Annotated in this window: 24 protein-coding genes; 11 read left to right on the forward strand and 13 right to left on the reverse strand. The window is 69.0% G+C overall.

Annotated features, from left to right (window positions below; translation table 11 throughout):
• Positions 1-57: 57 nt before the first annotated feature.
• From LGR69_RS24445 to LGR69_RS24470, 6 genes are all read left to right on the forward strand, one after another.
• Positions 58-477, forward strand: a complete 420-nt coding sequence (locus LGR69_RS24445) for a hypothetical protein (RefSeq protein WP_007564179.1) — start codon at positions 58-60, stop codon at positions 475-477.
• A 170-nt stretch (positions 478-647) separates the two neighbouring features.
• Positions 648-1,103, forward strand: coding sequence for an Ig-like domain-containing protein (locus LGR69_RS24450; protein ID WP_007564177.1), 456 nt, complete (start codon positions 648-650; stop codon positions 1,101-1,103).
• Positions 1,104-1,331: 228 nt separating this feature from the next.
• Positions 1,332-3,284: a PrkA family serine protein kinase gene (locus LGR69_RS24455; protein WP_007564175.1), complete on the forward strand. Its 1,953-nt coding sequence runs from the start codon at positions 1,332-1,334 to the stop codon at positions 3,282-3,284.
• A 256-nt stretch (positions 3,285-3,540) separates the two neighbouring features.
• Positions 3,541-4,842 carry a YeaH/YhbH family protein gene (locus LGR69_RS24460; RefSeq protein ID WP_230367634.1) on the forward strand — a complete coding sequence of 434 codons (1,302 nt, stop codon included), beginning with the start codon at positions 3,541-3,543 and terminating at the stop codon, positions 4,840-4,842.
• Between the two features lie 255 nt (positions 4,843-5,097).
• On the forward strand, positions 5,098-6,669 hold the full coding sequence (locus LGR69_RS24465) for a SpoVR family protein (RefSeq protein ID WP_230367635.1): 1,572 nt from the start codon (positions 5,098-5,100) through the stop codon (positions 6,667-6,669).
• Between the two features lie 138 nt (positions 6,670-6,807).
• Positions 6,808-7,236, forward strand: a complete 429-nt coding sequence (locus LGR69_RS24470) for a PaaI family thioesterase (RefSeq protein WP_230367636.1) — start codon at positions 6,808-6,810, stop codon at positions 7,234-7,236.
• Between the two features lie 263 nt (positions 7,237-7,499).
• Here LGR69_RS24470 and LGR69_RS24475 read toward each other — a convergent pair whose 3' ends face one another.
• The 5 genes from LGR69_RS24475 to LGR69_RS24495 form a co-directional block, all read right to left on the reverse strand.
• Positions 7,500-8,126, reverse strand: a complete 627-nt coding sequence (locus LGR69_RS24475; protein ID WP_230367637.1) for a riboflavin synthase — start codon at positions 8,124-8,126, stop codon at positions 7,500-7,502.
• 2 nt (positions 8,127-8,128) lie between these two features.
• Positions 8,129-9,238 (reverse strand): bifunctional diaminohydroxyphosphoribosylaminopyrimidine deaminase/5-amino-6-(5-phosphoribosylamino)uracil reductase RibD, encoded by a 1,110-nt coding sequence (gene ribD / locus LGR69_RS24480; protein WP_230367638.1) that lies wholly within the window; start codon positions 9,236-9,238, stop codon positions 8,129-8,131.
• On the reverse strand, positions 9,235-9,771 hold the full coding sequence (nrdR, locus tag LGR69_RS24485) for a transcriptional regulator NrdR (protein ID WP_007560431.1): 537 nt from the start codon (positions 9,769-9,771) through the stop codon (positions 9,235-9,237). Before nrdR ends, ribD begins: the two co-directional genes overlap by 4 nt.
• Before the next feature lie 102 nt (positions 9,772-9,873).
• Entirely contained in the window at positions 9,874-11,178 is a 1,305-nt protein-coding gene (gene glyA / locus LGR69_RS24490; RefSeq protein WP_007560429.1) for a serine hydroxymethyltransferase, read from the reverse strand.
• Between the two features lie 293 nt (positions 11,179-11,471).
• Positions 11,472-11,801, reverse strand: a complete 330-nt coding sequence (locus tag LGR69_RS24495; RefSeq protein ID WP_230367639.1) for a hypothetical protein — start codon at positions 11,799-11,801, stop codon at positions 11,472-11,474.
• Between the two features lie 361 nt (positions 11,802-12,162).
• On the opposite strand from LGR69_RS24495, the gene LGR69_RS24500 reads away from it, so the two are divergent.
• The gene (locus LGR69_RS24500) at positions 12,163-12,525 is read left to right on the forward strand and encodes a hypothetical protein (protein WP_230367640.1); all 363 of its coding nucleotides are present in this window, start codon (positions 12,163-12,165) and stop codon (positions 12,523-12,525) included.
• 28 nt (positions 12,526-12,553) lie between these two features.
• On the opposite strand, the gene LGR69_RS24505 is transcribed toward LGR69_RS24500, so the two are convergent.
• From LGR69_RS24505 to LGR69_RS24520, 4 genes are all read right to left on the reverse strand, one after another.
• Positions 12,554-12,865, reverse strand: coding sequence for a cupin domain-containing protein (locus LGR69_RS24505; RefSeq protein ID WP_230367641.1), 312 nt, complete (start codon positions 12,863-12,865; stop codon positions 12,554-12,556).
• A gap of 75 nt (positions 12,866-12,940) precedes the next feature.
• Positions 12,941-13,699, reverse strand: a complete 759-nt coding sequence (locus LGR69_RS24510; RefSeq protein WP_230367642.1) for a DUF937 domain-containing protein — start codon at positions 13,697-13,699, stop codon at positions 12,941-12,943.
• A 144-nt stretch (positions 13,700-13,843) separates the two neighbouring features.
• The gene (locus LGR69_RS24515; RefSeq protein ID WP_230367643.1) at positions 13,844-15,280 is read right to left on the reverse strand and encodes an MATE family efflux transporter; all 1,437 of its coding nucleotides are present in this window, start codon (positions 15,278-15,280) and stop codon (positions 13,844-13,846) included.
• A gap of 8 nt (positions 15,281-15,288) precedes the next feature.
• Positions 15,289-17,265 (reverse strand): monovalent cation:proton antiporter-2 (CPA2) family protein, encoded by a 1,977-nt coding sequence (locus tag LGR69_RS24520; protein ID WP_122161977.1) that lies wholly within the window; start codon positions 17,263-17,265, stop codon positions 15,289-15,291.
• Between the two features lie 288 nt (positions 17,266-17,553).
• Here LGR69_RS24520 and LGR69_RS24525 point away from each other — a divergent pair, with 288 nt between their 5' ends.
• Both LGR69_RS24525 and LGR69_RS24530 read left to right on the forward strand, forming a co-directional pair.
• Complete coding sequence (locus LGR69_RS24525) at positions 17,554-17,799, forward strand: type II toxin-antitoxin system ParD family antitoxin (protein ID WP_007560412.1); 246 nt, start codon at positions 17,554-17,556, stop codon at positions 17,797-17,799.
• Positions 17,789-18,088: a type II toxin-antitoxin system RelE/ParE family toxin gene (locus tag LGR69_RS24530; protein ID WP_091864037.1), complete on the forward strand. Its 300-nt coding sequence runs from the start codon at positions 17,789-17,791 to the stop codon at positions 18,086-18,088. The genes LGR69_RS24525 and LGR69_RS24530 overlap by 11 nt, the downstream gene beginning before the upstream one ends.
• A gap of 187 nt (positions 18,089-18,275) precedes the next feature.
• Here LGR69_RS24530 and LGR69_RS24535 read toward each other — a convergent pair whose 3' ends face one another.
• Entirely contained in the window at positions 18,276-20,003 is a 1,728-nt protein-coding gene (locus LGR69_RS24535) for a glucosamine inositolphosphorylceramide transferase family protein (protein ID WP_370881399.1), read from the reverse strand.
• A 290-nt stretch (positions 20,004-20,293) separates the two neighbouring features.
• Between LGR69_RS24535 and LGR69_RS24540 the strand changes: the two genes are divergently transcribed.
• Entirely contained in the window at positions 20,294-20,587 is a 294-nt protein-coding gene (locus LGR69_RS24540) for a hypothetical protein (RefSeq protein WP_007560405.1), read from the forward strand.
• A 48-nt stretch (positions 20,588-20,635) separates the two neighbouring features.
• On the opposite strand, the gene LGR69_RS24545 is transcribed toward LGR69_RS24540, so the two are convergent.
• Positions 20,636-21,127 (reverse strand): RT0821/Lpp0805 family surface protein, encoded by a 492-nt coding sequence (locus tag LGR69_RS24545; protein ID WP_047170758.1) that lies wholly within the window; start codon positions 21,125-21,127, stop codon positions 20,636-20,638.
• Positions 21,128-21,219: 92 nt separating this feature from the next.
• On the opposite strand from LGR69_RS24545, the gene pdxH reads away from it, so the two are divergent.
• A complete protein-coding gene (gene pdxH, locus LGR69_RS24550) occupies positions 21,220-21,861 on the forward strand; it encodes a pyridoxamine 5'-phosphate oxidase (protein WP_230367644.1) in 642 nt (213 codons plus the stop codon).
• A gap of 181 nt (positions 21,862-22,042) precedes the next feature.
• Here the strand turns inward: pdxH and LGR69_RS24555 are convergent, their stop codons facing one another.
• On the reverse strand, positions 22,043-22,729 hold the full coding sequence (locus LGR69_RS24555) for a 50S ribosomal protein L25/general stress protein Ctc (RefSeq protein WP_007560399.1): 687 nt from the start codon (positions 22,727-22,729) through the stop codon (positions 22,043-22,045).
• A 279-nt stretch (positions 22,730-23,008) separates the two neighbouring features.
• A complete protein-coding gene (locus LGR69_RS24560) occupies positions 23,009-23,722 on the reverse strand; it encodes a GIN domain-containing protein (RefSeq protein ID WP_230367645.1) in 714 nt (237 codons plus the stop codon).
• Positions 23,723-23,784: the final 62 nt, after the last annotated feature.

Here is a 23,784-nt window from a genome sequence, read left to right on the forward strand (position 1 = left end):
TGCACGCATCTTGCGGAACGGGCGAACTTTCCTGCCGGAGCCCGCGTTGACGCCCGCATGGCCGCGCCCAAATCCAAGCTGTCGCCCAGCCAGGAGCTGATGGCCCGCCTCATGCGGATCGTCCGCTCTTGTCCGGATGCGGCCTCCGAAGTCCTCGAGCTGATGTTCCTCGTCAGCCAGATCGAGGCCGCGACCTCGATCGACCGGGAGTACCGGGACGCCAAGCGGGTGATCAGCCGCCTGCGCAATCCCCTGTGGGAGATGGGCCCCCCGGATCGGGAGAAGCTGCTGGCGGCCGCCGAGACGATCCGCCGGGTCTGCCGCCTGCCCGAGGACCAGATTCCGCCGGTGCCGATCGCCGATGCCGGCGAGCGCGCCCGGGTCGAGGCGCGGCTCGCCGTGGCCCTCGCCGGGGAGTTCGACGCCGCCCAGATCGCCCGGGTCACCGGCGTGGTCGCCGCGGTGCTGCAGGACTAGGATCGGTTCCGGAAAACATTCGGCGTCCCGGCTCTGTCCGGGACGGGACAGCGATCCCAAAACCCTCGACGGCCGTGCCCGGCGTCCCCACATGCTGCTCGACCGATGGAAGGGGCGCCCGGCCGTGAGCCCGGAATCCGACCCCGGATCGGCACCGGAGAGACGCCGTCATGACCGCCCTTCGCCCGCTCGCCACGCTGCTCGCAAGCGGCCTGATCCTCGCAGGTCCGGCGCTGGTCCCGGCCTTCGCCCAGACCACCGTGACCCGCTCGAAGACGGTGGCGCCCGGCAAGACCGTGCGACTCGAGATCGCCCCGAATCTCAAGAAGGATTGCACGCCGGGCCCGATGCCGGAATTCAAGGTCTCGGGTGCGCCCAAGAACGGTTCGGTGATCACCAAGGTCGGCAAGCTGAAGACGCCGGCGAGCTACCGCTGCCCCAACAAGGAGGCCGCGGTGCAGGCCCTATTCTACCAGCCCAACAACGGCTTCACCGGCTCCGACGAGGTGACCTTCGAGGTCAAGGGCGCCGACGGCCAAGTCCAGACCCAGAACATCAAGATCACCGTCGGGGCGACCGGGTCAAAATCCGGGGAGGATGCCAAGAAAGAAGGCACGGATCTCTAAGCAGAGGCAGGAAACCCTGGCGCGTGCATAGTTTTTCATCCTAAAATGCTCGCTCGAAGGAGACTGAAATCAACGTTGGAGCACGTCTAGGCTCGGTTTTGGCCAGATGAGTGTTGCAAGCAATCGACAGGCCGGCTGCGCGTTCGCCGCGCTGCGACAAAAGCGGGCCTGTCGGTTGCATCCGAGCCGAGACAGGATGAAGCTGTCAGGGTCTGAGAGGGTTATCGAATGTCGATGCATGCGACGAACGACCTTTTCCAGAGCTTCGCCCGAGGGTACGAGGCCCGCCGCGATACGGAGATGACGCTCTCCGAGTATCTCGAGGCCTGCCGCGACGAGCCGCTGATGTACGCCTCGGCCGCCGAGCGCATCCTGGCGGCCATCGGCGAGCCGGAATTCGTGGACACCGCCAAGGATTCCCGCCTCGGCCGGATCTTCATGAACCGGACGATCCGGACCTACCCGGCCTTCCGGGAATTCTACGGCATGGAGGAGACGATCGAGCGGATCGTCTCGTTCTTCCGCCACGCCGCGCAGGGCCTGGAGGAGCGCAAGCAGATCCTCTACCTGCTCGGCCCGGTCGGCGGCGGCAAGTCGTCGCTTGCCGAGCGCCTGAAGGCGCTGATGGAGGTCCACCCGATCTACGTGCTCAAGGCCGGGGACGAGGTCTCGCCGGTGTTCGAGAGCCCGCTGGGCCTGTTCGAGCCGGACACGATGGGCGAGGAGATCCAGAAGCGCTACGGCATCCCGCGCCGCCGGCTCACCGGCCTGATGAGCCCCTGGGCGCTCAAGCGCCTCGATGAGTTCAACGGCGACATCTCGCGCTTCAAGGTGATCAAGGTCCGGCCCTCGCGGCTGCGGCAGATCGCCATCGCCAAGACCGAGCCGGGCGACGAGAACAACCAGGACATCTCCTCGCTGGTCGGCAAGGTCGATATCCGGCGGCTGGAGACCCTCTCCCAGGCGGATCCCGACGCCTATTCCTACTCGGGCGGCCTCAACCGGGCGAACCAGGGCGTTCTCGAATTCGTCGAGATGTTCAAGGCGCCGATCAAGATGCTGCACCCGCTGCTCACCGCGACGCAGGAGGGCAACTATGTCGGAACCGAGAATATCGGCGCGATCCCGTTCACCGGCGTGATCCTGGCCCACTCGAACGAATCCGAGTGGCAGACCTTCAAGACCAACAAGAACAACGAGGCCTTCATCGATCGCATCTACGTGATCAAGGTCCCGTACTGCCTCCGGGTCACGGAGGAGCAGCACATCTACGAGAAGCTGATCTCCAGCTCGGAGCTGTCGGACGCCGCCTGCGCCCCCGGCACCCTGGAGATGCTGGCCCGGTTCTCGGTCCTGTCGCGCCTGCGCGAGCACGCCAATTCCAACGTGTTCTCGAAGATGCGGGTCTATGACGGCGAATCGCTGCGCGAGGTCGATCCCCGCGCCCGCTCGATGCAGGAATACAAGGACACCGCCGGCGTCGACGAGGGCATGGACGGGATCTCGACCCGCTTCGCCTTCAAGGTCCTGGCGGCGACCTTCAACCACGACACCACCGAGGTCTCGGCCGACCCGGTGCACCTGATGTACGTGCTCGAGCAGTCGCTCCGCCGGGAGCAGCTGCCGCCCGAGACCGAAAAGAAGTACCTGGAATTCATCAAGACCGAGCTGGCCCCGCGCTACGCGGAGTTCATCGGCCACGAGATCCAGAAGGCCTATCTCGAATCGTACCACGATTACGGCCAGAACCTGTTCGACCGCTACATCGACTACGCCGATGCGTGGATCGAGGACCAGGACTTCAAGGACGCCGAGACCGGGCAGCTCTTGAACCGGGAACTCCTCAACCAGGAGCTCACGAAGATCGAGAAGCCCGCCGGGATCGCCAACCCGAAGGACTTCCGCAACGAGGTGGTCAAGTTCGCCCTGCGGTCCCGGGCCCAGCACGGCGGCCGCAACCCGAGCTGGACCAGCTACGAGAAGCTGCGCGAGGTCATCGAGCGGCGCATGTTCAGCCAGGTCGAGGAATTGCTGCCGGTGATCTCCTTCGGCTCCAAGAAGGACGGCGACACCGAGAAGAAGCACGGCGAGTTCGTCGAGCGCATGGTCGCCCGGGGCTACACCGAGCGGCAGGTCCGCCGCCTGGTGGAATGGTACATGCGGGTGAAGCAGGCCGGCTGAGGGACGAAGACTCCGCCCGGGGTCGAGCCCGGGCGGCCCAGTTTCGACCCTCCGCCGCCATAGTTTCGGACGACCGGCCGGAGAGGCTCGCAAGCATGATGTGGGACAAGGAAAACCCGCTTTTCCGAACACATCATGCGGCAGCGGCGCGTTAGACCAGACTGTGCGAAAGGGGGAAGCCTCTTTCGGACGACAGCATGGTATAACGGGAGGCTAGAACCGGCCGGAGCACGCGGGACGAGGGTTTTCGCAGCGTATGCACATCGTCGACCGACGCCTGAATCCAGGGGGCAAGAGCCTCCCCAACCGGCAGCGCTTCCTGCGTCGCGTGAAGGACGTGGCCCAGCGCGCCGTACGCGAATCCGCCCGCGAGAAGGACATCAAGGATCTCGGCAAGGACGGCCGGGTGAGCGTGCCCGTCGACGGCGTGCGCGAGCCCCGGTTCTCCCGCCAGCCCGGCACCGGCCTGCAGGACCACATCCTGCCGGGCAACAAGACCTACGTGGAAGGCGACACGATCGAGCGGCCCCCGGGCGGCGGTGGCGGCCGCGGCTCCGGCGAGGGCGGGGAGGGCGGCGAGAACAGCGAGGATGCGTTCCGCTTCGTGCTCACCCGCGAGGAGTTCTTGGAGCTCTTCCTTGAAGATCTCGAATTGCCGGATCTCGCCAAGCGGCGCCTCGCCGTGGTCGAGACCGAGGGGCTGCGCCGGGCGGGCTACACGGTGACCGGCTCGCCGGCCAACCTCGCCCTGACCCGAACCTTGCGCAACTCGATGTCGCGGCGGATCGCCCTCAAGCGTCCGAAGCCCGAGGAGGTCGCGACGCTTGAGGCACAGCTCGCCGCGATGCGCGAGTCGGATCCGGGCCGGCCCGACGTCGAGCAGGCGCTCCTGCGCTTGCGCGAGCGCGCCAAGCGCATCCCCTATGTCGACCCGATCGACCTGCGCTTCCGCCGGTTCGAGCCCTATCCGCGGCCGATCGCCCAGGCGGTGATGTTCTGCCTGATGGACGTGTCCGGCTCGATGACCGAGCACATGAAGGATCTCGCCAAGCGGTTCTACATCCTGCTGCACATCTTCCTGACCCGGCGCTACCGGCACGTGGAGATCGTGTTCATCCGACACACCGACCGGGCCACCGAGGTGGACGAGGAGACCTTCTTCGGCTCAAGGGAGACCGGCGGCACCCTGGTCTCCTCGGCGCTCGTCGAGATGAAGCGGGTCATCGCCGAGCGCTACGACCCCAACGACTGGAACATCTACGCCGCCCAGGCCTCGGACGGCGACAACGTCTCCTCCGACGGCCCGACCTCGACGGAGCTGCTGCGCGCGCACATCCTGCCGGCCTGCCAGCACTTCGCCTATCTCGAGGTCGGCGACGAGAACGGTCCCCGGGCCGGGTTCGTGGAGCATCGCACCACCCTGTGGCGGACCTACGAGGCCATCGCCAAGGCCGGCGGCCCGATCGCCATGCGCAAGGTCAACCACCGCCGGGAGATCTACCCGGTGTTCCGCGAGCTGTTCGGCCGGAAGGACGCCCGGGCCGAGGCGGAGGCGTGAGGTGGGACGCGCGGGCATGACCCTGACCGGTCCGCCCGGACCGCGACGCAGCACCCCCTCTCCCGCACGGGAGAGGGCTGGGGTGAGGGATCAGGTCCATCCGGAAAGGGCACGCCCCTCACCCTGTCCCTCTCCCGCACCGGAGAGGGGACCCGCGCTCCACCTTGATGCAGGTGGACCCGCTCGCCTCCGCGAGGGGAAAGACCACCCGTCCCGCGCCGGTGCGGGGCAGGGTCCGAAGACACGGGAGGCCGCATGACGCTCGTCAAGGCACGGACGCCCCAGACAATCTCCGGCGGCCAAAAACCCCTGTTCACCGGCAACGACTGGGATTTCGACACGATCCGGCGCATCCACGACGCCTGCGAGGGCATCGCCGGGCCGGAACTCGGGCTGTCCTGGTATCCGAACCAGATCGAGATCATCACGGCCGAGCAGATGCTCGACGCCTACGCGTCGATCGGCATGCCGCTGTTCTACAAGCACTGGTCGTTCGGCAAGCACTTCGCCCAGCACGAGGCCGGCTACCGGCGCGGCCTGATGGGGCTCGCCTACGAGATCGTCATCAACTCGGACCCGTGCATCTCCTACGTGATGGAGGAGAACACGGCGACGATGCAGACGCTGGTGATCGCGCACGCCGCCTTCGGCCACAACCACTTCTTCAAGAACAACTACCTGTTCCGGCAATGGACCGATGCCGAGGGCATCCTCGACTATCTGGACTTCGCCAAGGGTTTCATCGCCCGCTGCGAGGAACGCTACGGCCACCAGGCCGTGGAGCAGGTGCTCGACGCCGCCCACGCGCTGATGAGCCAGGGCGTCCACCGCTACCCGCGCAAGAAGCGGCCGGACCTCGCCTCCGAGCAGCGCCGCGAGCGCGAGCGGATCGAGCACGGTGAGCAGATCTACAACGACCTCTGGCGCACCCTGCCGCAGAAGACCGGCGCGGTGCGCTCCGACGCGGCCGCCGAGCGGCGCAAGGCCCTGCTCGAACTGCCGCAGGAGAACATCCTGTATTTCCTCGAAAAGGTCGCGCCCCGGCTGCGGCCCTGGCAGCGCGAGATCCTGCGGATCGTCCGGCTGGTGGCGCAGTATTTCTACCCGCAGCGCCAGACCAAGGTGATGAACGAGGGCTGCGCGACCTACAGCCACTACCGGATCATGAATTCCCTGTCCGAGAAGGGGCTGATCACCGAGGCCGCCTATCTCGAGTTCCTGCAATCGCACACCAACGTCATCCGGCAGCCGACCTACGACGACCGCTCCTATGGCGGCCACAACCCCTACGCGATCGGCTTCGCGATGATGCAGGACATCGCCCGGATCGTGGAGCAGCCGACCGCCGAGGACCGCGAGTGGTTCCCGGACATCGCCGGCACCGGCGACGCCATGGCGGTGCTGCGCGATTGCTGGGCGAATTACCGCGACGAGAGCTTCATCCAGCAATTCCTGTCGCCCAAGCTGATGCGCGACCTGCGCCTGTTCCACGTGGTCGACGACCCCGACGAGCCGGAACTGCGCGTCGAGGCGATCCACGACGAGCGCGGCTACCGCAAGATGCGCCGCTCCTTCGCCCGCCAGTACGATGTCGCCTGGCTCGACCCGGATATCGAGGTGGTGGACGTGGATCTGGAGGGCGACCGCCGCCTGATCCTGCACCACAAGGCGATCAACCGGATCACCCTGCAGAAGGACGACGCCAAACGGGTGCTCCAGCACCTCGCCGACCTCTGGGGCTACGACGTGGTGCTGAAGGAGATCGAGCCCGCCACCGGCACGGTGCTGGGCGAGATCAGCACCAGCGCGCGGCCGATCTTCTTTTGAGGTTTTCGGGGCGTCTTCCCACCCGCCCTCTCATCCTGAGGTGACGGGCGATCGAAGATCGGCCGGCCTCGAAGGATGAGGGGGTGGATTGGATCACCGGTGGATTGCCCCATCCCCCAACCCATGCTGCAACCAGGCATGAGCGCCCCGATCCTCACCCTCGCCGAAACGCGCGACTTCCTCGACCGGGAATTCCCGCAGATGCAGGCCGGCGGGCGGGCGTTTCATCTGGAGGCGGTGGGGACGCTCTCGGCGCGGATGCGGATGGAGGGGCAGGAACGGTTCCTGCGACCGGGCGGTACCGTGTCGGGGCCGGCCATGATGGCGCTGGCGGATTACGTGCTCTACGCGGCGATCCTGGCCCAGATCGGCCCGGTGGCGCTCGCGGTGACCGCCAGCCTCACCTTCAACTTCCTGCGCAAGCCCGCTCCCGGCGACCTGCTGGCGGAATGCCGGCTGCTCAAGCTCGGGCGACGGCTGGCGGTGGGGGAGGTGGGGATCACCGCCCCGGGCAGCGCCGACCTCGTCTGCCACGCCACCGGCACCTACGCGATCCCGCCGCGCTAGAGCCGGATGACGCTCCCTAAGCAGGGTGGTCGGCGGAGCGGACACACATGGCGGTCCGGTCCTGATCGACGCTTCTCCAACCCATCCCCGCATCCTGAGGTGTGAGCGAAGCGAGCCTCGAAGGAGCCCTCTAGCCAGGCGCGCGATCCCTGGAGGCCTCCTTCGAGGCCTTCGCTTCGCTCCGGCGCCTCAGGATGAGGGAGAATGGATTGGGGGGACGCCAATCACGATGAAGCCAGCCCCGTCATGTGCCGGCGTCGCGGTCAGGCGCTCGGCCGCGCCTCGGTGAGCCGGGCGGCGTAGCGGGCGATCAGGTCGACCTCGAGGTTCAGCCCGTCGCCGGCGCGCCGCTCGCCCCAGGTGGTGACCTGGAGGGTGTGGGGGATCAGCAGCACCGAGAAGACGTCGCCGTCGACGCTGTTCACCGTGAGCGAGGTGCCGTCGAGGCAGACCGAGCCCTTCTCGGCGATGAAGCGCGACAGGCCCGCGGGGGCGCGCAGCGTGAAGCGGTCGCTCGGCCCCCAGGCGCCGGCCGTGACGCTCTCCCGCTCCAGGATCTCGGCGACGCCGTCGACATGGCCGGTGACGAGGTGGCCGCCGAGCTCGTCGCCGATCTTCAGGGACCGCTCCAGGTTGATGCGCGCCCCGGCCACCCAGCGCCCGACCGTGGTCCGCGCCAGGGTCTCGGCGGCGGCGTCCACCGCGAAGACGCAGCCGCCCTCGGTGGGCTCCACCGAGACCGCCGTCAGGCACGGGCCCGAGCAGGCGATCGAAGCGCCGAGCGCGATGGTGGCCGGGTCGTAGGAGGTGCGGATCGTGATCCGGCGCAGGTCGCCCTCGCCCGCGATCGAGACGATGGTGCCGACGTCGCTGACGAGACCGGTGAACATCTCTAAACAACCTTCTCGTAGGTGGCGGCCTCGTCGGGGCCGAGCTGCAGCCGCTCGGCCAGCCGGAAGTTGTTCGGGTCTGCCAGCGCAGCGGTCAAATCCGGGCCCAGCGCCTTCAGGCCGCCCACGGCCCCGAGTTCGGCCGGCCCCGTGACCAGCGTGCAGGCCTCGATCAGATCGGCCCGCGCCAGGGCATCGGCAAGGCGTGGGCCGCCCTCGCTGCACAGCCGCGTCAAACCGCGCTCCCCGAGATGGGCCAGCGCATTCGGCAGGTCGACGCGGCCGGCCACATCCGCCGGCAGGATGGCGATCTCGACGCCGAGCGCCTCCAGGGCCCGCCGGGCATGGGCCGGGGCGGAGCGGGTGGTCAGGACCAGGGTGGCGGTGTCCCGGGCGGTCCGGGCGAGCACGCTGGCCGGCGAGAGCATCAGGTGCGAATCGAGCACGATCCGCAGGGGCGAGCGGGCGCCGAGACCCGGCAGACGGACGGTCAGGGACGGGTCGTCCGCCCGGGCGGTGCCGATGCCGATCAGGATCGCGTCGGCATGGGCCCGCCAGAGATGCACCGCCCCGTCGGCCACCGGGCCGGTGATCCGCAGGCGCTCCGGGCCGGCGCTGGCGCAGAAGCCGTCGCGGGTGCGGGCGAGCTTGAGGTGGACGGCCGGCCGCCCGCGGGCGACCCGGGTGATGTGGCCGATATGGTCGCGGGCCGCCGCCTCCGCCATCAGGCCGGTCTCGACGGTGACGCCCCCCCGGCGCAGGAGGGCGTGGCCCCGCCCGGCCACCCGCGAATCCGGATCCTCCACGGCGCTGACCACCCGGGCGATGCCGGCCGCCAGGATCGCGTCGGTGCAGGGGGGCGTGCGGCCGTGATGGGAGCACGGCTCCAGGGTGACGTAGAGGGTCGCGCCTTTAGCTGCCGCGCCGGCCTCGGCGAGCGCCAGGGGCTCCCCGTGCGGCCGGCCCCCCGGCGCCGTCGCCCCGGTCCCGAGGATCCGGCCGGTGCCGGGCTCGACCACGACGGCGCCGACCGATGGGTTCGGCCAGGTGGTGCCGAGCCCGCGGCGTCCGAGCGCCAGGGCGAGGCGCATGAAGCTGGCATCGTCGCTCATGAGCGGGCGGTCCGGCGGCGGGGCGGCGCGTCCGGCTCCGGCTCCTCGGGAGGCGGCTCCGGCTCGGCCCCCACGGTCAGCAGGCCGTCGCCCAGGGTGCCGAGCAGGGCCTCGAAATCCTTGGCCTCCCGGAAATTCTTGTAGACCGAGGCGAAGCGCACATAGGCGACGTCGTCGAGGCCCTTCAGCCCGGCCATCACCAGCTCACCGATCGCCTCGGAGGTCACCTCCGGCTCGCCCGCGCTCTCGAGCTGCCGGGTGATGCCGCTGACCAGGCGCTCGATCCGCTCCGGGTCGACGGCGCGCTTGCGCAGGGCCACGTCGATGGAGCGCTGGAGCTTGTCCCGGTCGAAGGGCACGCGCTTGCCCGAGCGCTTGAGCACCACGACCTCGCGCAGCTGCACCCGCTCGAAGGTGGTGAAGCGGCCGGCGCAATCCGGGCAGACCCGGCGGCGGCGGATCGCGGCGCCATCCTCGGAGGGCCGGGAATCCTTCACCTGCGTCTCGGAGCCGCCGCAATAGGGACACCGCATGGGATCTGTACTCGACGCATGGAAACGGCCGCGGACCGGTCTGGTCCGCGGCCGTTTCCTAGACTACGCGCCGGCGGGCCGGAAGGCCGCCGGGCACAGGCTTCAGCCGTAGATCGGGAACCGGTCGGTCAGCGCGTGGACGCGGCTCTTCACCGAGGCCTCGACCTCCGGATCGCCGGCCTCGCCCTTGGCCACCATGCCGTCCAGCACCTCGACGATGAACCCGCCGATCTGCTTGAACTCGGCGACGCCGAAGCCCCGCGAGGTGCCGGCCGGGGTGCCCAGGCGGATGCCCGAGGTGATGGTCGGCTTCTGGGTGTCGAACGGCACGCCGTTCTTGTTGCAGGTGATGTCGGCCCGCGACAGGGCGGCCTCGGCGGCCTTGCCGGTGAGGCCCTTCCGCTGCAGGTCGACCAGCATCAGGTGGTTGTCGGTGCCGCCCGAGGTGATGTCGTAGCCGCCGGAGATCAGGGTGTCGGCGAGCGCCTTGGCGTTCTCCACCACCTGGCGGGCGTAGATCTTGAACTCGGGCTTCAGGGCCTCGCCGAAGGCGACCGCCTTGCCGGCGATGACGTGCATCAGCGGGCCGCCCTGGAGGCCGGGGAAGATCGCCGAGTTGAACTTCTTGGCCAGCGCCTCGTCGTTCGTCAGGATCATGCCGCCGCGCGGGCCGCGCAGGGTCTTGTGGGTCGTGGTGGTGACCACGTGGGCGTGCGGGAACGGCGACGGATGCACGCCGGCCGCGATCAGCCCGGCGAAGTGGGCGGCGTCGACCATGAAGTAGGCGCCGACGGAATCGGCGATCTCGCGGAACTTGGCGAAGTCCCAGTGACGCGGGTAGCCGGAGCCGCCGGCGATGATCACCTTCGGCTTGTGCTCCTGCGCGAGCTGGGCGACCTGCTCCATGTCGATGCGCTGGTCATCCCGGCGCACGGTGTAGGAGACCGGCTTGAACCACTTGCCCGAGACGTTGGGCGGGGCGCCGTGGGTCAGGTGGCCGCCGGCCGCGAGGTCGAGGCCCAGGAAGGTGTCGCCGGGCTGCATCAGGGCCAGGAACACGCCCTGGTTGGCCTGCGAGCCGGAATTCGGCTGCACGTTGGCGAAGCCGCAATCGAACAGGCGCTTGGCGCGCTCGATGGCGAGGTTCTCGGCGATGTCCACGAACTGGCAGCCGCCGTAGTAGCGCCGGCCCGGATAGCCCTCGGCGTACTTGTTGGTCAGCACCGACCCTTGAGCTTCCAGCACGGCGCGGGAGACGATGTTCTCCGAGGCGATCAGCTCGATCTCGTGCTGCTGGCGGCCGAGTTCCTTCGACACCGCCTCGGCGATCTCGGGATCGGCCTCGGTCAGCGGGGCGGCAAAGAAGCTGTTCGAGAAGTGCTTGTCGGCGGCGGTACCGGCGCTCATGGTCTGCCTCTGTTCTGGTAGGGGCGGGGCCCGGCCTTTCGTCGGCGTGCACGGGCGGGCATTCGAGCGGGATTCCTACACGGGCCGGCCCGTGCCGCCAAGCACAGGCATTTTGGATCGGCGCAAAGAATAATTTGCCGCAGGTGAGCGCAAGCTGGCCGACCTGAGCCGGCAGGCAGCCTCCCTCTGACGCGATCGAATCGCTGGACAAAAGGAATATAATCCTAGAATAAAACATGAACAAACTTTTAGCGAGTCGTGCTGCCATGTGACGTGCTGATCGAGATTGGAGCTTAAATCATCACATCGCTGGGCTTCGCGTTAGCCTTGCGTTCATTGCTCTGGCTATTCTCGAGATAAAAGCTGGCTTCCGGCAGGATCAACCGAGAAACGATAAAGGCCGATGGTCTGGCGGCGGCGGATCGATCATTGTCACGCAAAAAGACAACACTGGCGATCCGCGAATCGATGCAAAGACAGATCAGAGTCTCGATGTTCTGAATGAGGTCATCGAGAGCAGCGATCCCGGGCAGGGAGCTCTTTACGGCATTGAGATCCACGCCAAGGCTGCGGCGCGCATGCGAGAACTCGATCTTCTCGGCATCGGGAAGCATGGCGTACAACAGAGCTTCAGCGCTGGCGATACCGTGCGTTACGGTTTGGATGGGAGCGTCCGGACAGATATTATATACCACGATGGCAGAACCAGCGCCGCACCCATGAGGGCGATCTGGGATCTCAAGACCGGTCGAGCGAGACTGACGTCAAAACGAGTTGGCGAATTGAGGGACGCCGTCGGCGTGGATGGCAGCGTTCCTGTCATCGAACTTCATATCGATCGCGGCATCACCGTAAAAAACCATATGTTTTACAATTTTATTATTGGGGCAGCACACGCATGACCATGGAAGCCTATGCCCTTTGCACGCAGCCCATTCCAGCATCTCGGAATGGCAGGCCGCCATCGATGCGATAGGATTCGACTTGAAGCTCGAAGGAGATCAAATTCCGCCAGCCGTATCAGGTCACCTTCCCGCCACATGGCAGGGGCGTGAGGCAGGCTTCGAGTGCTCGGTCATTCCGTTCTCCGACTTGGCGGAGACCTACCCCGAAACGGATTTCGGGGGACCATGGGCCTGCGCGTACGCCTTCTATTTCGCGACGTTCCCGGCCTGCGCGGGTACCTGGATCGCGATTGCCGCCGGTCTCAGGCTAACGGGCGGGATCGCCTTCGACCCGCAGGAGGACAAACTGCTGACTGCTGAGGCCGCAATTCGCTATGCCCACGACACGGTGGCCAGCATCGCAAGGCTCGAGGCGCAGTTCAGCAGAAACACGTCCCTCTGAGTCCGGATCGGGCGAACGTCGCCCGCGGTCAGGAGACGAGATTCGTCTCCACCAGCACCGTCTCGGTCTCGAACGCGGCGGCATGCCACGTCCCGGCGGGGAAATGGAACACGCTGCCGGCGGCGAACGGCGTGCGGCCCTGCTCGGTCTCGAGGAATCCGGAGCCGGAGATTACCTGGACGAACTGCTCGTGCTCATGGCTGTGGCGCCCCGCCGAGACGCCCGCGGGCACCACGACCCGCACGAGGCTCGCCCCGGCCCCCGGGATCATGCGCTTGGCGACGCCGTTGGCGGCGACGGTCTCTGCGCGGGCGTCCCAGGCGGTCAGGTGGTCGGTCATCGGGCTCTCTCCGTCGCCGCAGGAGATGCCTTCGGGCCGCGCCGGGTCAACGGCCCTGGCGACCCAGATCGTGCGTCAACCGGTCCCGCCCTCGGGGCCGCGGCCGCGCCGGGGCTTGTGCGGGCTCGGCTCGGGCTTCTGCGGGGCGGGGTCCGCGGGCTTGCCCGAGGACGGCCAGAGGGTCTCGAACAGCTCCTGCATCGCCCGGATGTTGTGGCCCTGCACCTCCGCGCCGGTGCGCATCATCTGCTCGATCATCGCGGAGCCGGCCTCGCCGGCCTTCTCCCCGGCGGTCTTGGAGGCGGCCTTGGGGGCAGGCTTCGGCGGCGGGGCCGGGGTCGCGGTGGCGCCGGGCATGAACGCCTTGGCCATCTCGCCCCAGGCGGGGCCGAACGGGAACGGCACGGGGGGCGGGGGCGCCGCCGGCCGGGCCTGGGCGGGCTCGGCCTGGGGCTGGTTGAGCATGACGTGGACGATGCTGGCCACCACGGCGCCCGCCATCATCGGCAGCATCTGGCGCAGCACCTGCGCGCCGACGCCGCTGGTGGCCGAGGCCTGCCGCAGCACCGCCTGCATCAGCTGGGCGGAGCCGAACATCTGGGTTAGGGCTTCGAGCCCCTGGGGCGCGGCGGCGCGGGCGACCTCGGGCATGCCGAACATCCGGGCGAAGGCGTTCGGGTCGAGGCCGGCGCCGCGCTGGAGACCGAGGGTCAGAGCCGGCATCAGCGCCTCGAAGGCGCGGGCGGTCTGCTCGGGGGTCAGGCCGAATTGCTGGGCCATTGCCTGGATCCCGGCCTCGCCCTGGGCCTGGAACATCTCGAGCGGGTTGAACATGACGCCTCGTCCCCGTCCCGGTCGGACCGGCCGGGACGGACCATGGTGACCGGTTGCGCGGCGAAATACCAGTTCCCGCGCGAGGATCTTGTGCTCAGCGCGCTCCGGCGGCCCGATCGGACGGTATTGCGGGCCGCGGCCGGCTCAGCTCACCGGGCCGGGATGGGGCTGGCCGGCGGGCAGGGGCGCCTCGCGCTGCGCGGCCGCGTGGGCCTCCTCCGGGGCACGGACGCGCCGGCCCCGGGTCTCCAGCCGGTCGACCGTGCGGCGGGCGAGCAGGATGCCGGTGATGCCGAAGACCAGGGAGCCGAGGCCCATGCCGGCCACCACGCCGCGCGGCCCGTAGAGCGCGGCGCCGAGCATCGCGGGCGGCACGGTGCCCAGCGTCGCCCGGCCCCAGTTCAGCAGGGTCGAGCGGATCGGGAAGCCGAGATTGTTGAAGGCGGCATTGCCCAGGAACAGCAGCCCGTTGAAGAACCAGATCGCCCCGCCGGCGAGGCAGAAGAAGCCGAACAGGTCGCGTGCGACGCCCTGCAGCCCGAACAGGGACGCCAGGGGCTCGCGGGCGAGCGCCAGGACCAGCCAGACCAGGGTCGTGTAGGCGAGCGTCACCCGGATCGCCTCGCGCAGGACCCCGCGCATCCGGTCGAACCGGCCCGCGCCCCAATTCTGCGCCAGGATCGGCCCGATCGCCCCCGACAGGGCGAACAGGCCGCCGAACGCCACGGGGGTCAGGCGGTCGATCACCGCGGCGGCGGCCACCGCGTCGGCCCCGTAGCTGGCAAAGAGACGCGCCAGGAAGGCGCTCGCCACCGAGGGCGCGAGGTTGGTCAGCACCGCCGGCCCCGCGACCCCCGCCAGCACGGGGGCGTCCGCGACCATGTCGGCGACCCGCGGCAGGCCCAGCAGCCCGTGCCGGCTGACGCCGCGCAGGCCCACCACCACGAAGGTCGCCCGCGCCACGCAGATCGTGATCGCCGCGCCCTCCACCCCGAGGCCAGCGCCGAAGATCAGCAGCGGGTCGAGGAAGGCGGTGACGATGGCGCCGGCCAGCGTCACCATCATGGCCTGCCGCGCCTCGCCGACCGCCCGCAACAGGCCGGTGAACAGCATGCCGGCGGCGAGCAGCAGGTTCGACGGCAACGTGATCGTCAGGAACAGCTCGGCCACGCGCAAGGTCTCGCCGCTGGCGCCGATCAGGCTCAGCAGCCGCTCGGACAGGGCGAAGATCAACAGGGCGATGAGCCCGGCGGCGAGGCTCGCGAGCCCCAGGGACGAGCTCGACAGGCGCCGCGCCGCCGCGCGATCGCCCGCGCCCACTGCCCGCCCGACCAGGGCGCCCGCGGCGATCATCAGGCCGATATTCACCGCGGTGGCGAAGAATTGCACGATCGCCGCGAAGCCGATCGCCGCCGTGAGCTTCGGGTCGCCGAGCTTGGAGACGTAGAACAGCGACAGCAGATCGACCACGAAGATCGCCATCAGCCCCACCGAGCCGGTGGCAGCCATGACGACCACGTGCCGGAGGATCGAGCCGGTGACGAACCGGCCCGCCTGGGCCGGGGATGCGCTGTCAGGCATCGGGACGGTCACGCATCCCGGGCGGTGCCTTCCGATTCCAGCTCGGGCTCGTGATCGACCTCGATCTCGGCCTCGGCCGACTCCTGCGGAGCGGGGGCGGGCTTCTCGAGGAGCCGCTCGGCCGCCTCGCGCCGGTCGTTGCCGATCAGGTCGCGGGTCTCGGTGCTCAAGGCGCGGGCCGGGCGGACCGGCTCGGTCAGCGGCTCGGGCTTCAGCTCCGCCGCGGCGCCGCGCATCCAGCCGGCGCCCTCCGGCAGGGCGCCGGCCTGCTGCAGCACCAGGCGGGCGATGTCGCGCTTGCGCACGTCCTCGGCCCGGGCCGCGGCGACCTCGGGCGACAGGCCGAGCCCCTCCAGGGCCGCCCGCCCGAAGGCCAGGGCCGATTCCGCGGTCTCGCGGATCTGGTAATCCACGTCCCGGTTCATCAGCTCGACGGCGTGCAGGCGGTCATAGGCGCGCACGAAGGTGCGGACGTTCTGGAATTCCTCGTGCACGATGTCGACGATCTTGAGCGCGCCGGCGCGGTCGTCCACGCAGATGCAGACCAGCTCGACCCGGCCGATCCCGGCGGCGCGCAGCACGTCGAGGCGGGTGCCGTCGCCGTAATAGATCCGGAAGCCGAAGCGCGAGGCCGCGCGCAGCTGCTCCACGTCCTTGTCGATCACCGTCACCGGGATCCCCTCGGCGAGTAGCACCTGGGTCAGCACCTGCCCGAACCGGCCGAAGCCGATCACCAGCACCCGCGCCTCGCCGCTCTCGGCGAGTTCCGCCGACGGCTCCGACACGTCGACCTGCTCGCGGGCGGTGCGGCGCTCGATCAGCTTGTCGAGGCCCTTGGCGGCGATCGGCCCGATCAGCATGGTCAGCGCCGCGAGCGCCACCGCGAAGCGCGTCGCCGTGGGGCCGGTGAGCCCGAGATCCTCCGCCTGCGGCAGCAGCACGAAGGCGAATTCGCCCGCCGGGGCCAGCACGGCCGCACCGCGCAGCGCCCCAAGGGTATCCGAGCCGAACAGCCGGAACAGGCCGGCCACCAGCGCGACCTTGACCAGGATCGCCCCGAGCGTCGCCCCGAACAGGGCCGGCCAGACCTCCCGCACCAAGCTGCCGTCGATCGACATGCCGACGCTCATGAAGAACAGGCCGAGCAGCATGCCGCGGAACGGCTCGATCTCGGCCTCGAGCTGGTGGCGGAAATTCGATTCGGCGAGCAGGATGCCGGCCAGGAACGCGCCCATCGCCATCGACAGGCCGACCTGCTCCATCAGCAGCGCGGTGCCGAGCACCACGAGCAGCGCCGCCGCGGTCATGACCTCGCGGGCGCCGCTGGCGGCGAGCAGCCGGAAGAACGGGTTGAGGCCGTAGCGGCCGACCAGCACCACCGCCAGGATCGCCGCCACCGCCTTGCCGGTGGAGATCGCCGCCGCCCCGAGCCAGGGACCGCCGGTGGCGTCCCCCGCCGTGGCGAGCAGCGGCATCAGCGCCAGGATGCCGACCACCGACAGGTCCTGGAACAGCAGCACCGCGAAGGCCCGGCCGCCGTAGGCGCTGCCGAGATCGCCCCGCTCCTCCAGCAGTTGCAGGGCCACCGCGGTGGCCGACAGGGCGAGCGCGATGCCGATCACCGAGGCCGCCCCGAGGCTGAGCCCGGCGGCCAGCCCGACGCCGCCCAGGACCAGCGCGCAGGCGACGAGCTGCGCCGCGCCCAGGCCGAAGATGTCGCGCCGCATCGAGACGAGCTGCGACAGGTGCAATTCCAGCCCGACGATGAACAGCAGCAACACCACGCCGATCTCGGCGACGCTGGCCGCGGTGTCGGGCTCGGCGATCAGCGACAGGCCGGAGGGGCCGATCAGCACGCCGGCCACCAGGTAGCCGAGCACGGCGCTCTGGCCGATCAGCCGGAACACCGGCACGCCGATCACCGCGGCCGCCAGGAAGGTCAGGACCGGCGGCAGGAAGCTCGCATGTTCGACGGGGCTCGCCATGCAGATCTTCTCGGCGGATATCTTCGGGTTCGCGGGGCGCAGCCCCGGCTTAGCGCGCGCGGCGCCGCGATGCGAGATGTGCAGGGGTGCCGTTCGGCACAAGCGGGTTTTCGCGCCGATGGCGATTCAGATCGTATGGGTCTGTTCGGCACGTCCGGCCGGATGTCCCGGCGCGGAAAATCTCGGATCACACGCAACCCAGCCCGACCCGCTCGCCCCATCCAGCCTCACAGGAGATTTGGGTGCGCTATACCAAAATATGGTATATTCCGGTATCAGGAGGTTGCCATGGCAAAGAACACATCCGTGTCGCTCGGGGACCATTTCGCCGGGTTCATCGATCGCCAGGTTGCGGACGGGCGCTACGGATCGGCCAGTGAGGTCGTCCGCGCGGGCCTGCGCTTGCTCGAAGAGCACGAGGTCAGGATAGCCGCGCTTCAGGCAGCCCTGATCGCCGGGGAAGAGTCCGGTCCCGCAGAGGAGCTGGACAGCCCTGCTTTCCTTCGGGAGATGCGCGCCAAGTATGGCCGCTAGCCCCCGCGCCCGGTTCACCCCCCTCGCCCGTGCCGACCTGGAAGAGATCTGGCGCTACACGTTCGGCCGGTGGTCACCGGACCAGGCCGATCGCTACCACCAGGCAATCGTGGACGCGGCCGGCGAACTCGCCACCGGCGCGAAGGTCGGCCGTCCCGTCGAGATCCGCGCCGGCTATCTCAAATACGCGGTCGGATCGCATGTCATCTTCTACCGGCGGACAGAGGCCGGGATCGATGTCATCCGCGTCCTGCATCAGCGTATGGACGTGCCGTCTCGCCTCTCCTGAAGCGACGCGATAGCGATCCGCTCGGATTTCCGGCCTGCGTCAGGCGAGGTCGCTAGGGGCCCGGCTTGGGGCGCCCACAGGCTGTCCCGTCCAACATGCGGCCGGACCTTTTCTGGAGCCGCGTCGCGCTGATCGTGCACGCGTTTCCGGCTCCGCAATGCGAAGCCCTCACGGCACGCGCCCGGGATCACCCCAGCAGCCGCGACCGGGCCCGGCGCGAGCCGTCGATGAACTCGAAGCCGCCGGCCGCGCTCAGCATATGCAGGCGCGAGCCCGGCCAGGCCGCCCCGGGGCCGAGGCGGGTCTCGACCCGCTGCTCGTAGCCCTCCGCGTCGAGCCGCAGGATGCGGGCGAGGCCGAGCGCCGCGCCGTAGCCCCGGCGGCAATCCTGCACCGGCCGGATCAGCGCGCCGTCGCGGGCCACGATCGGCCCGGCCGCCCGGGCCGAGCCGACATCGATCAGCACCGGGTTGCGCGGATGCGGCGTCCAGGGACCGCGGAAATGCGGCGCGCGCCAGAGATGCAGGGTGTCGGAATAGCTGCCCCCGCCCGCCCGGACGGTGGCGAACATCCACCAGCACCCGTCGTGGTGCAGCAGCGTCGCGTCGCCCGCCACCACGTGGTCGACCAGCACCGCCTCGTGGACCCAGCCCCCCGGAAAGGCGGTGGCCCGGTACAGGTCGATCGTGCCCGAGGCGTGGGATTCCGGGATCATCCAGACTGCCCCGTCCGCCTCGAACACGAACGGGTAGGAGAGGTGGGTCTCGAGCTCCAGCACCGGCTCCGGGCGGCCGCGCGGGCCCGTCGCGTCGAAGCCGAGGGCGGAGATCACGCCCTTGCCGCGGCGATAGTCGAATTCCTCGACGAACAGGGTCACGGACCCGCCATGCGCGATCGCGAACGGGTCGGCGTAGAAACGCCGTCCGTCATCGGGCAGGTCGGTCCAGCCGCCCTCGGGGTGGCGGCGCAGGTCGATCAGGTCCGGGCCGACGATGCGCCGCCAGCCGACCCGCCATTGCGGGCTGTGGAAGCAGAGCGCGTAGAGCCGGCGGGCAATTTGCCGGGCCAGCCCGCTGGCCGCACGCCGGCTGACGCCGAGGCCGCCGAGGTCGAAGGAGGCCTGCCGCTGCAGGGCCGTCGCGGTCCCGTCCGGCAGGTGCGTCGAGGCGGCGCCGTCGAGCGCCGCGGCGATCAGCGTGATGCTGCGGGCGAGGTAATCCTCGAAGGCGACCAGCATCACCGTGTGGGATTCCGCGCCGAGGCGCCCGACCGCCACCGGGATTCCGTCCGGCCCCCGCAGGGCCGCCACCGGGGCGCGGCCGGCGAACAGGGCGGCGAGCAGGCCGGCTTCCCCCGGCATGCCGTCGAAATCGAGCCGCCAGACCGGCTGTCCCCGGTCCGCGACCGCGTCCGATTCGACCTGGCCACCGGAGAGATCGAGGACGAGGTCGGGTTCGCCCGCCGCGACCTCCGCCCCGTAGGTCCCGAACGCCATCGGCTCGGCCGCCGTGGCCAGGCCCGGGCGGGGCAGGCCGTGGATCGCCGCTTCCAGGCGGAACAGCAGCTCGGCATTGGGCGGCAGGCCATGCGCGCCGAGGACCCATTCGACCTGGAGGCGCCGGTCGGGCCGCTGGCCGAGCTGGTCGAGAAGGCGGATGTGCCAGCCGCGCAGGGTCCGGCGGTCGAGGCGCACGGTGATCTGCCGCGCCACCGGCCGGCTGTCGAGTGTCCGGGGCTCCGGCCAGACCGGTCCGCGGCCGCTCCCGATTGCCGGCTGATCCGCGCCTCCGATCGAGCGCTCCATCAGGCGGACGACGCTGTCGGTCTTCGCTGAGGCGGCGTCGCGAAGGCTGGCCGTCCCGGTTCGGAGGGAGGGGGTCCCGTGCGGCGTGTCGAATCCCGTAGCGCCGCTCACCGCGAATCCAGACCTTGAGGGACCTCGAAGACGACCGACGATACGGTCGTCGCCTGAACGAATGCTATCGCTTTGCGACGCAATCCAACAAGTCCGGCCGCCTCTCCACCGTTCCGGGCGGTTAATCCGGATCGGAGTCTGTTGATGAACAAAAGCACCGCGTCTCACGCAGCGCGATAACCCGTCGCCGCGCGGCCGTGATACCATGCCGCGCGGCCATCCCGGCGCAAAGCGGGAACTCGCGGATTGGCTTGGCGGTTCGCCCGTTAGACGTGATGCGGAGACACGACATGACACGCAAGATGATGCCGCTGGCCGCGATGCTGCTCATCGGCCTCCCGAGCGCGGCCTTCGCCTGGGGCGGCGGTGGTGGCGGCGGTGGTGACAGCGGCAGCGGGCTCTCGCCCTACGCGGCGCTGAGCGGCAACGATCGCTCGGCCGGCGTCAACAACGGCAATTACCGCGATCCGGCCCTCGACCCCTATATCCGGGCCTACGATCCCGAGGCTGCGGCCCGCGCCGCGACGCCCCCGGCCGCCCAGCCGCGCCTGCGCATGCGGCCGTATTACGGGTATCCGTACTGAGCGACCTCGTGCCTGCCGGGACCCCCGACGGGAGGCCCGGCGGGCGCGTCAGGACCGCTCGGATCCGGCGGCCTTGACCTTCTTGAGCACCCAATGGCCGCCGGACGGCTTGCAGCCGGTGCCGCGCACGAAGCGGCTGCGGCCGGGGCCGATCACCGAGGCCAAGAAGTTCCGGCAGATCAGGTCGTCGGCGACGTAAGGCAGGCCGGTCGGGTTGACCGCGCCGTGCAGGCCGGTCTCGGGGTTGTCCCACTTCACCGGACGGCCGTTGCCCTGGGGGTCCAGGGCGACCGACAGCGCCGCGCGGGCCCGCCGCCAGTCCTCCTCGCCGAGATCGTTGCCGAAGCTCGCCGGCCGCTTCTCGATGCTGCCGGTGACCACGGGCTCCTCGGCCACGGGCGGCGCGGCTGCCGCAGGCTCGCCCCGGAAGACGAGCAGCGGCTGGCTGCAGCTGCACAGGACCATCGCCAGCGACAGGGCTGCCATCGCCACAGGGACGCGCAACCGTCGACTTGGCTCTTTACACGCGCATCGCCGCATTACACCTGACTCACGACGGGCTATCCGCTCGACCGAACATGCCGATGTCGGTGCCCCCTCAGGCCCTTGACGCGGCAGGCAGGAGTCTTGCCGTGGATCAGTTAAGGACCGATGACCCGAAGGCCGGCGCGCCTGCCCCGACCTCGGACTTTACCCTGAGCGAGGATCCGTTCGCGCTGTTCGCCGCCTGGATGCGCGAGGCGGAGGCCGCCGAGCCCGAGGATCCGAACGCGATGGCGCTGGCCACCGCGGGCTCGGACGGGCTGCCGGACGTGCGCATGGTCCTGCTGAAGGGCTTCGATGAGCGCGGCTTCGTGTTCTACACGAACGTCCAGTCCGCCAAGGGCGAGGAGCTGGCCCAGAACCCGCAGGCCGCCCTGGTGCTGCACTGGAAGAGCCTGCGCCGGCAGGTCCGCGCGCGCGGGCCGGTCTCGCCGGTGACGCCGGAGGAGGCCGACGCCTATTTCGAGAGCCGCCGCCGGGAGAGCCGCCTCGGCGCCATCGCCAGCCAGCAATCCCGCCCGCTCGCCGACCGCGCCGCGCTGATGGCCGAGGTGACCGAGCTCGCCGCCCGCTACGAGAACGGCCCGATCCCCCGGCCGGAGCACTGGACCGGCTTCCGCATCGCCCCGGTGTCGCTGGAATTCTGGCAGAACGGCGATTACCGCCTGCACGATCGGGTCCGGTTCACCCGCACCGGCGACGGCTGGAGCCGCGCGCGGCTGTATCCGTAGCGAAGTCCCGGTTTCACAAGGTCCTAGACCTTGTGCTGGTGCAGGGCAGAGCCCTGCGAACCTCGTGGGCTCCGCCCCCGAACCCCGCCACAGCGCTGAGCCTTTTTGGGAACCCTTGAAACGAAGAGAGCCCCGGCGGGGGCCGGGGCTCTCAGGCTTGATCGGTGACGTGCGACGAGGCTCAGGCCTCCTCGCCGTCCTTCTTCTCGCCGTCCTCGGAAGCCTCTTCGGCCTTCTCCTCGGCGGACTCGGCCGACTGCGCCTCGGCGATCGCGGCCTCCTCGGCCTCGACCTCGGCACCCAGCACGGTCGGCGGGACGATGTTGGCGACCGGGTCGGTCGGCTCGCCGGTGTGGCTGCCGGCCGGGATCTTGATGTCGGCGACGTGGATCACGTCGCCGATCTCGCGGCCGGTCAGGTCGACCTCGATCGCGTCCGGGATCTGGTCCGGGGCGACCTCGAGGGTCAGGGTGTGGGCGACGATGTTGAGGGTGCCGCCGAGCTTCTTGATGCCGGGGGCCGCGGCCTCGTTGATGAAGTGCACCGGCACCTCGACGGTCACGGTCTGACCGGAGACGACGCGCAGGAAGTCGACATGCAGCGGCACGCCGCTGACCGGATCGAGCTGGAAGTCGCGCGGGATCGCCCGGACGGTCTTGCCGCCGGCCTTGATCTCGAACAGCGTGGTCTTGAAGCCGCCGGCATAGATCAGCGTGCGGGCACGGACGAGGTCGATGGCGATGGATTGCGGCGGCTGGCCGCCTCCGTACACGACGGCGGGAACTTGACCCTGGCGACGAACGGCCCGGGCGGCCCCCTTGCCGACCCGGTCGCGTGCCACGGCCTCAAGCGTCTTGACTGCGCTCATGGCGTGATCCTTCAAAAGATGGCTGGACCCGGAAAACGAAAAAGCCGCCCGACGCGGACGGCTGTGACCTTCCCGGTGCGCCCCTGCCTCCAAGGGTGTCGGGGGGCGCGCCGTGCGCATACACGGACGGGGGCGGATTGGCAATGTTCGGGTGGGGCCGTCACGCAGCCGAGACGCCGCGGCGGAGAATGCCGGGCGCTTCTTTCCGGCCTAGCCGCTCCGGTCGGATAAGGCGCCGCGATATCCTCTATCTCATCGTCCGCCAACTACTACAGCGCGCTACGGAACTTGTATGACCTGCGCCGAGCCGTGGGATCGAACGTGAAGTTTCGCGTGACTCCCATAAATTTTTACGACAGCAGGTCCTGAAGTCGAGATGTCTGCATCCTCGCGCGGTGCGATGTCGATTTCACCGCTGCCGCGAATCTGAACCGACGCACGCTGGGTCTCAAGCTTGCTCAGATCTACGCGCGCCGGACCGCTGCTTCTGAGCACGACGTCTTTGACATATCCGTCTGCTGTGACGCTTCCGGTGCCATGACTTGTGATCTTCAGCGTTTCTTGGCTGATAGTATTTAGATTAAGCCGTCCCGGACCATTCAGCGTCCATGCTGTGACCGAGGGGCCCACAATGTGTACGACGATATCGGAGGGATTTGCGCAGGGGCGATAGTCTTCTCTGTCCCACATGAGTTTACTGTCGCGCATGCGTGCATGGCTTATAACATCTGAGTTCCCAATTACTATAGCACTAAATTTCGCGCTTGTCTGGTATTCAACTTGAACTGGAATATTGATATCGATGGAGCTGCCTCCGCTCCATCCGAGATCGACGCTAGTGCGAGACGCGCTCACGTTCGGCTCATTCGAGCCGTCGCAGGTCGAGTGGCGATCCTGAGGCTCGGCCTTCGCGAATGTTTCAATGCTGAGCAGAAAGTTAGATGCAGAAACAATGTAAAATAATAAGGCGGCTTGCGTGAGATGCATAGTCATCAATTGTCTCCGAAATTCGATTTTGACCTTCTGTGGGCCAATAATTGCCTAGTTCTCGATGA

Origin of the sequence: Methylobacterium brachiatum (assembly GCF_020523825.1) — a bacterium.
GTDB lineage: Bacteria > Pseudomonadota > Alphaproteobacteria > Rhizobiales > Beijerinckiaceae > Methylobacterium > Methylobacterium brachiatum.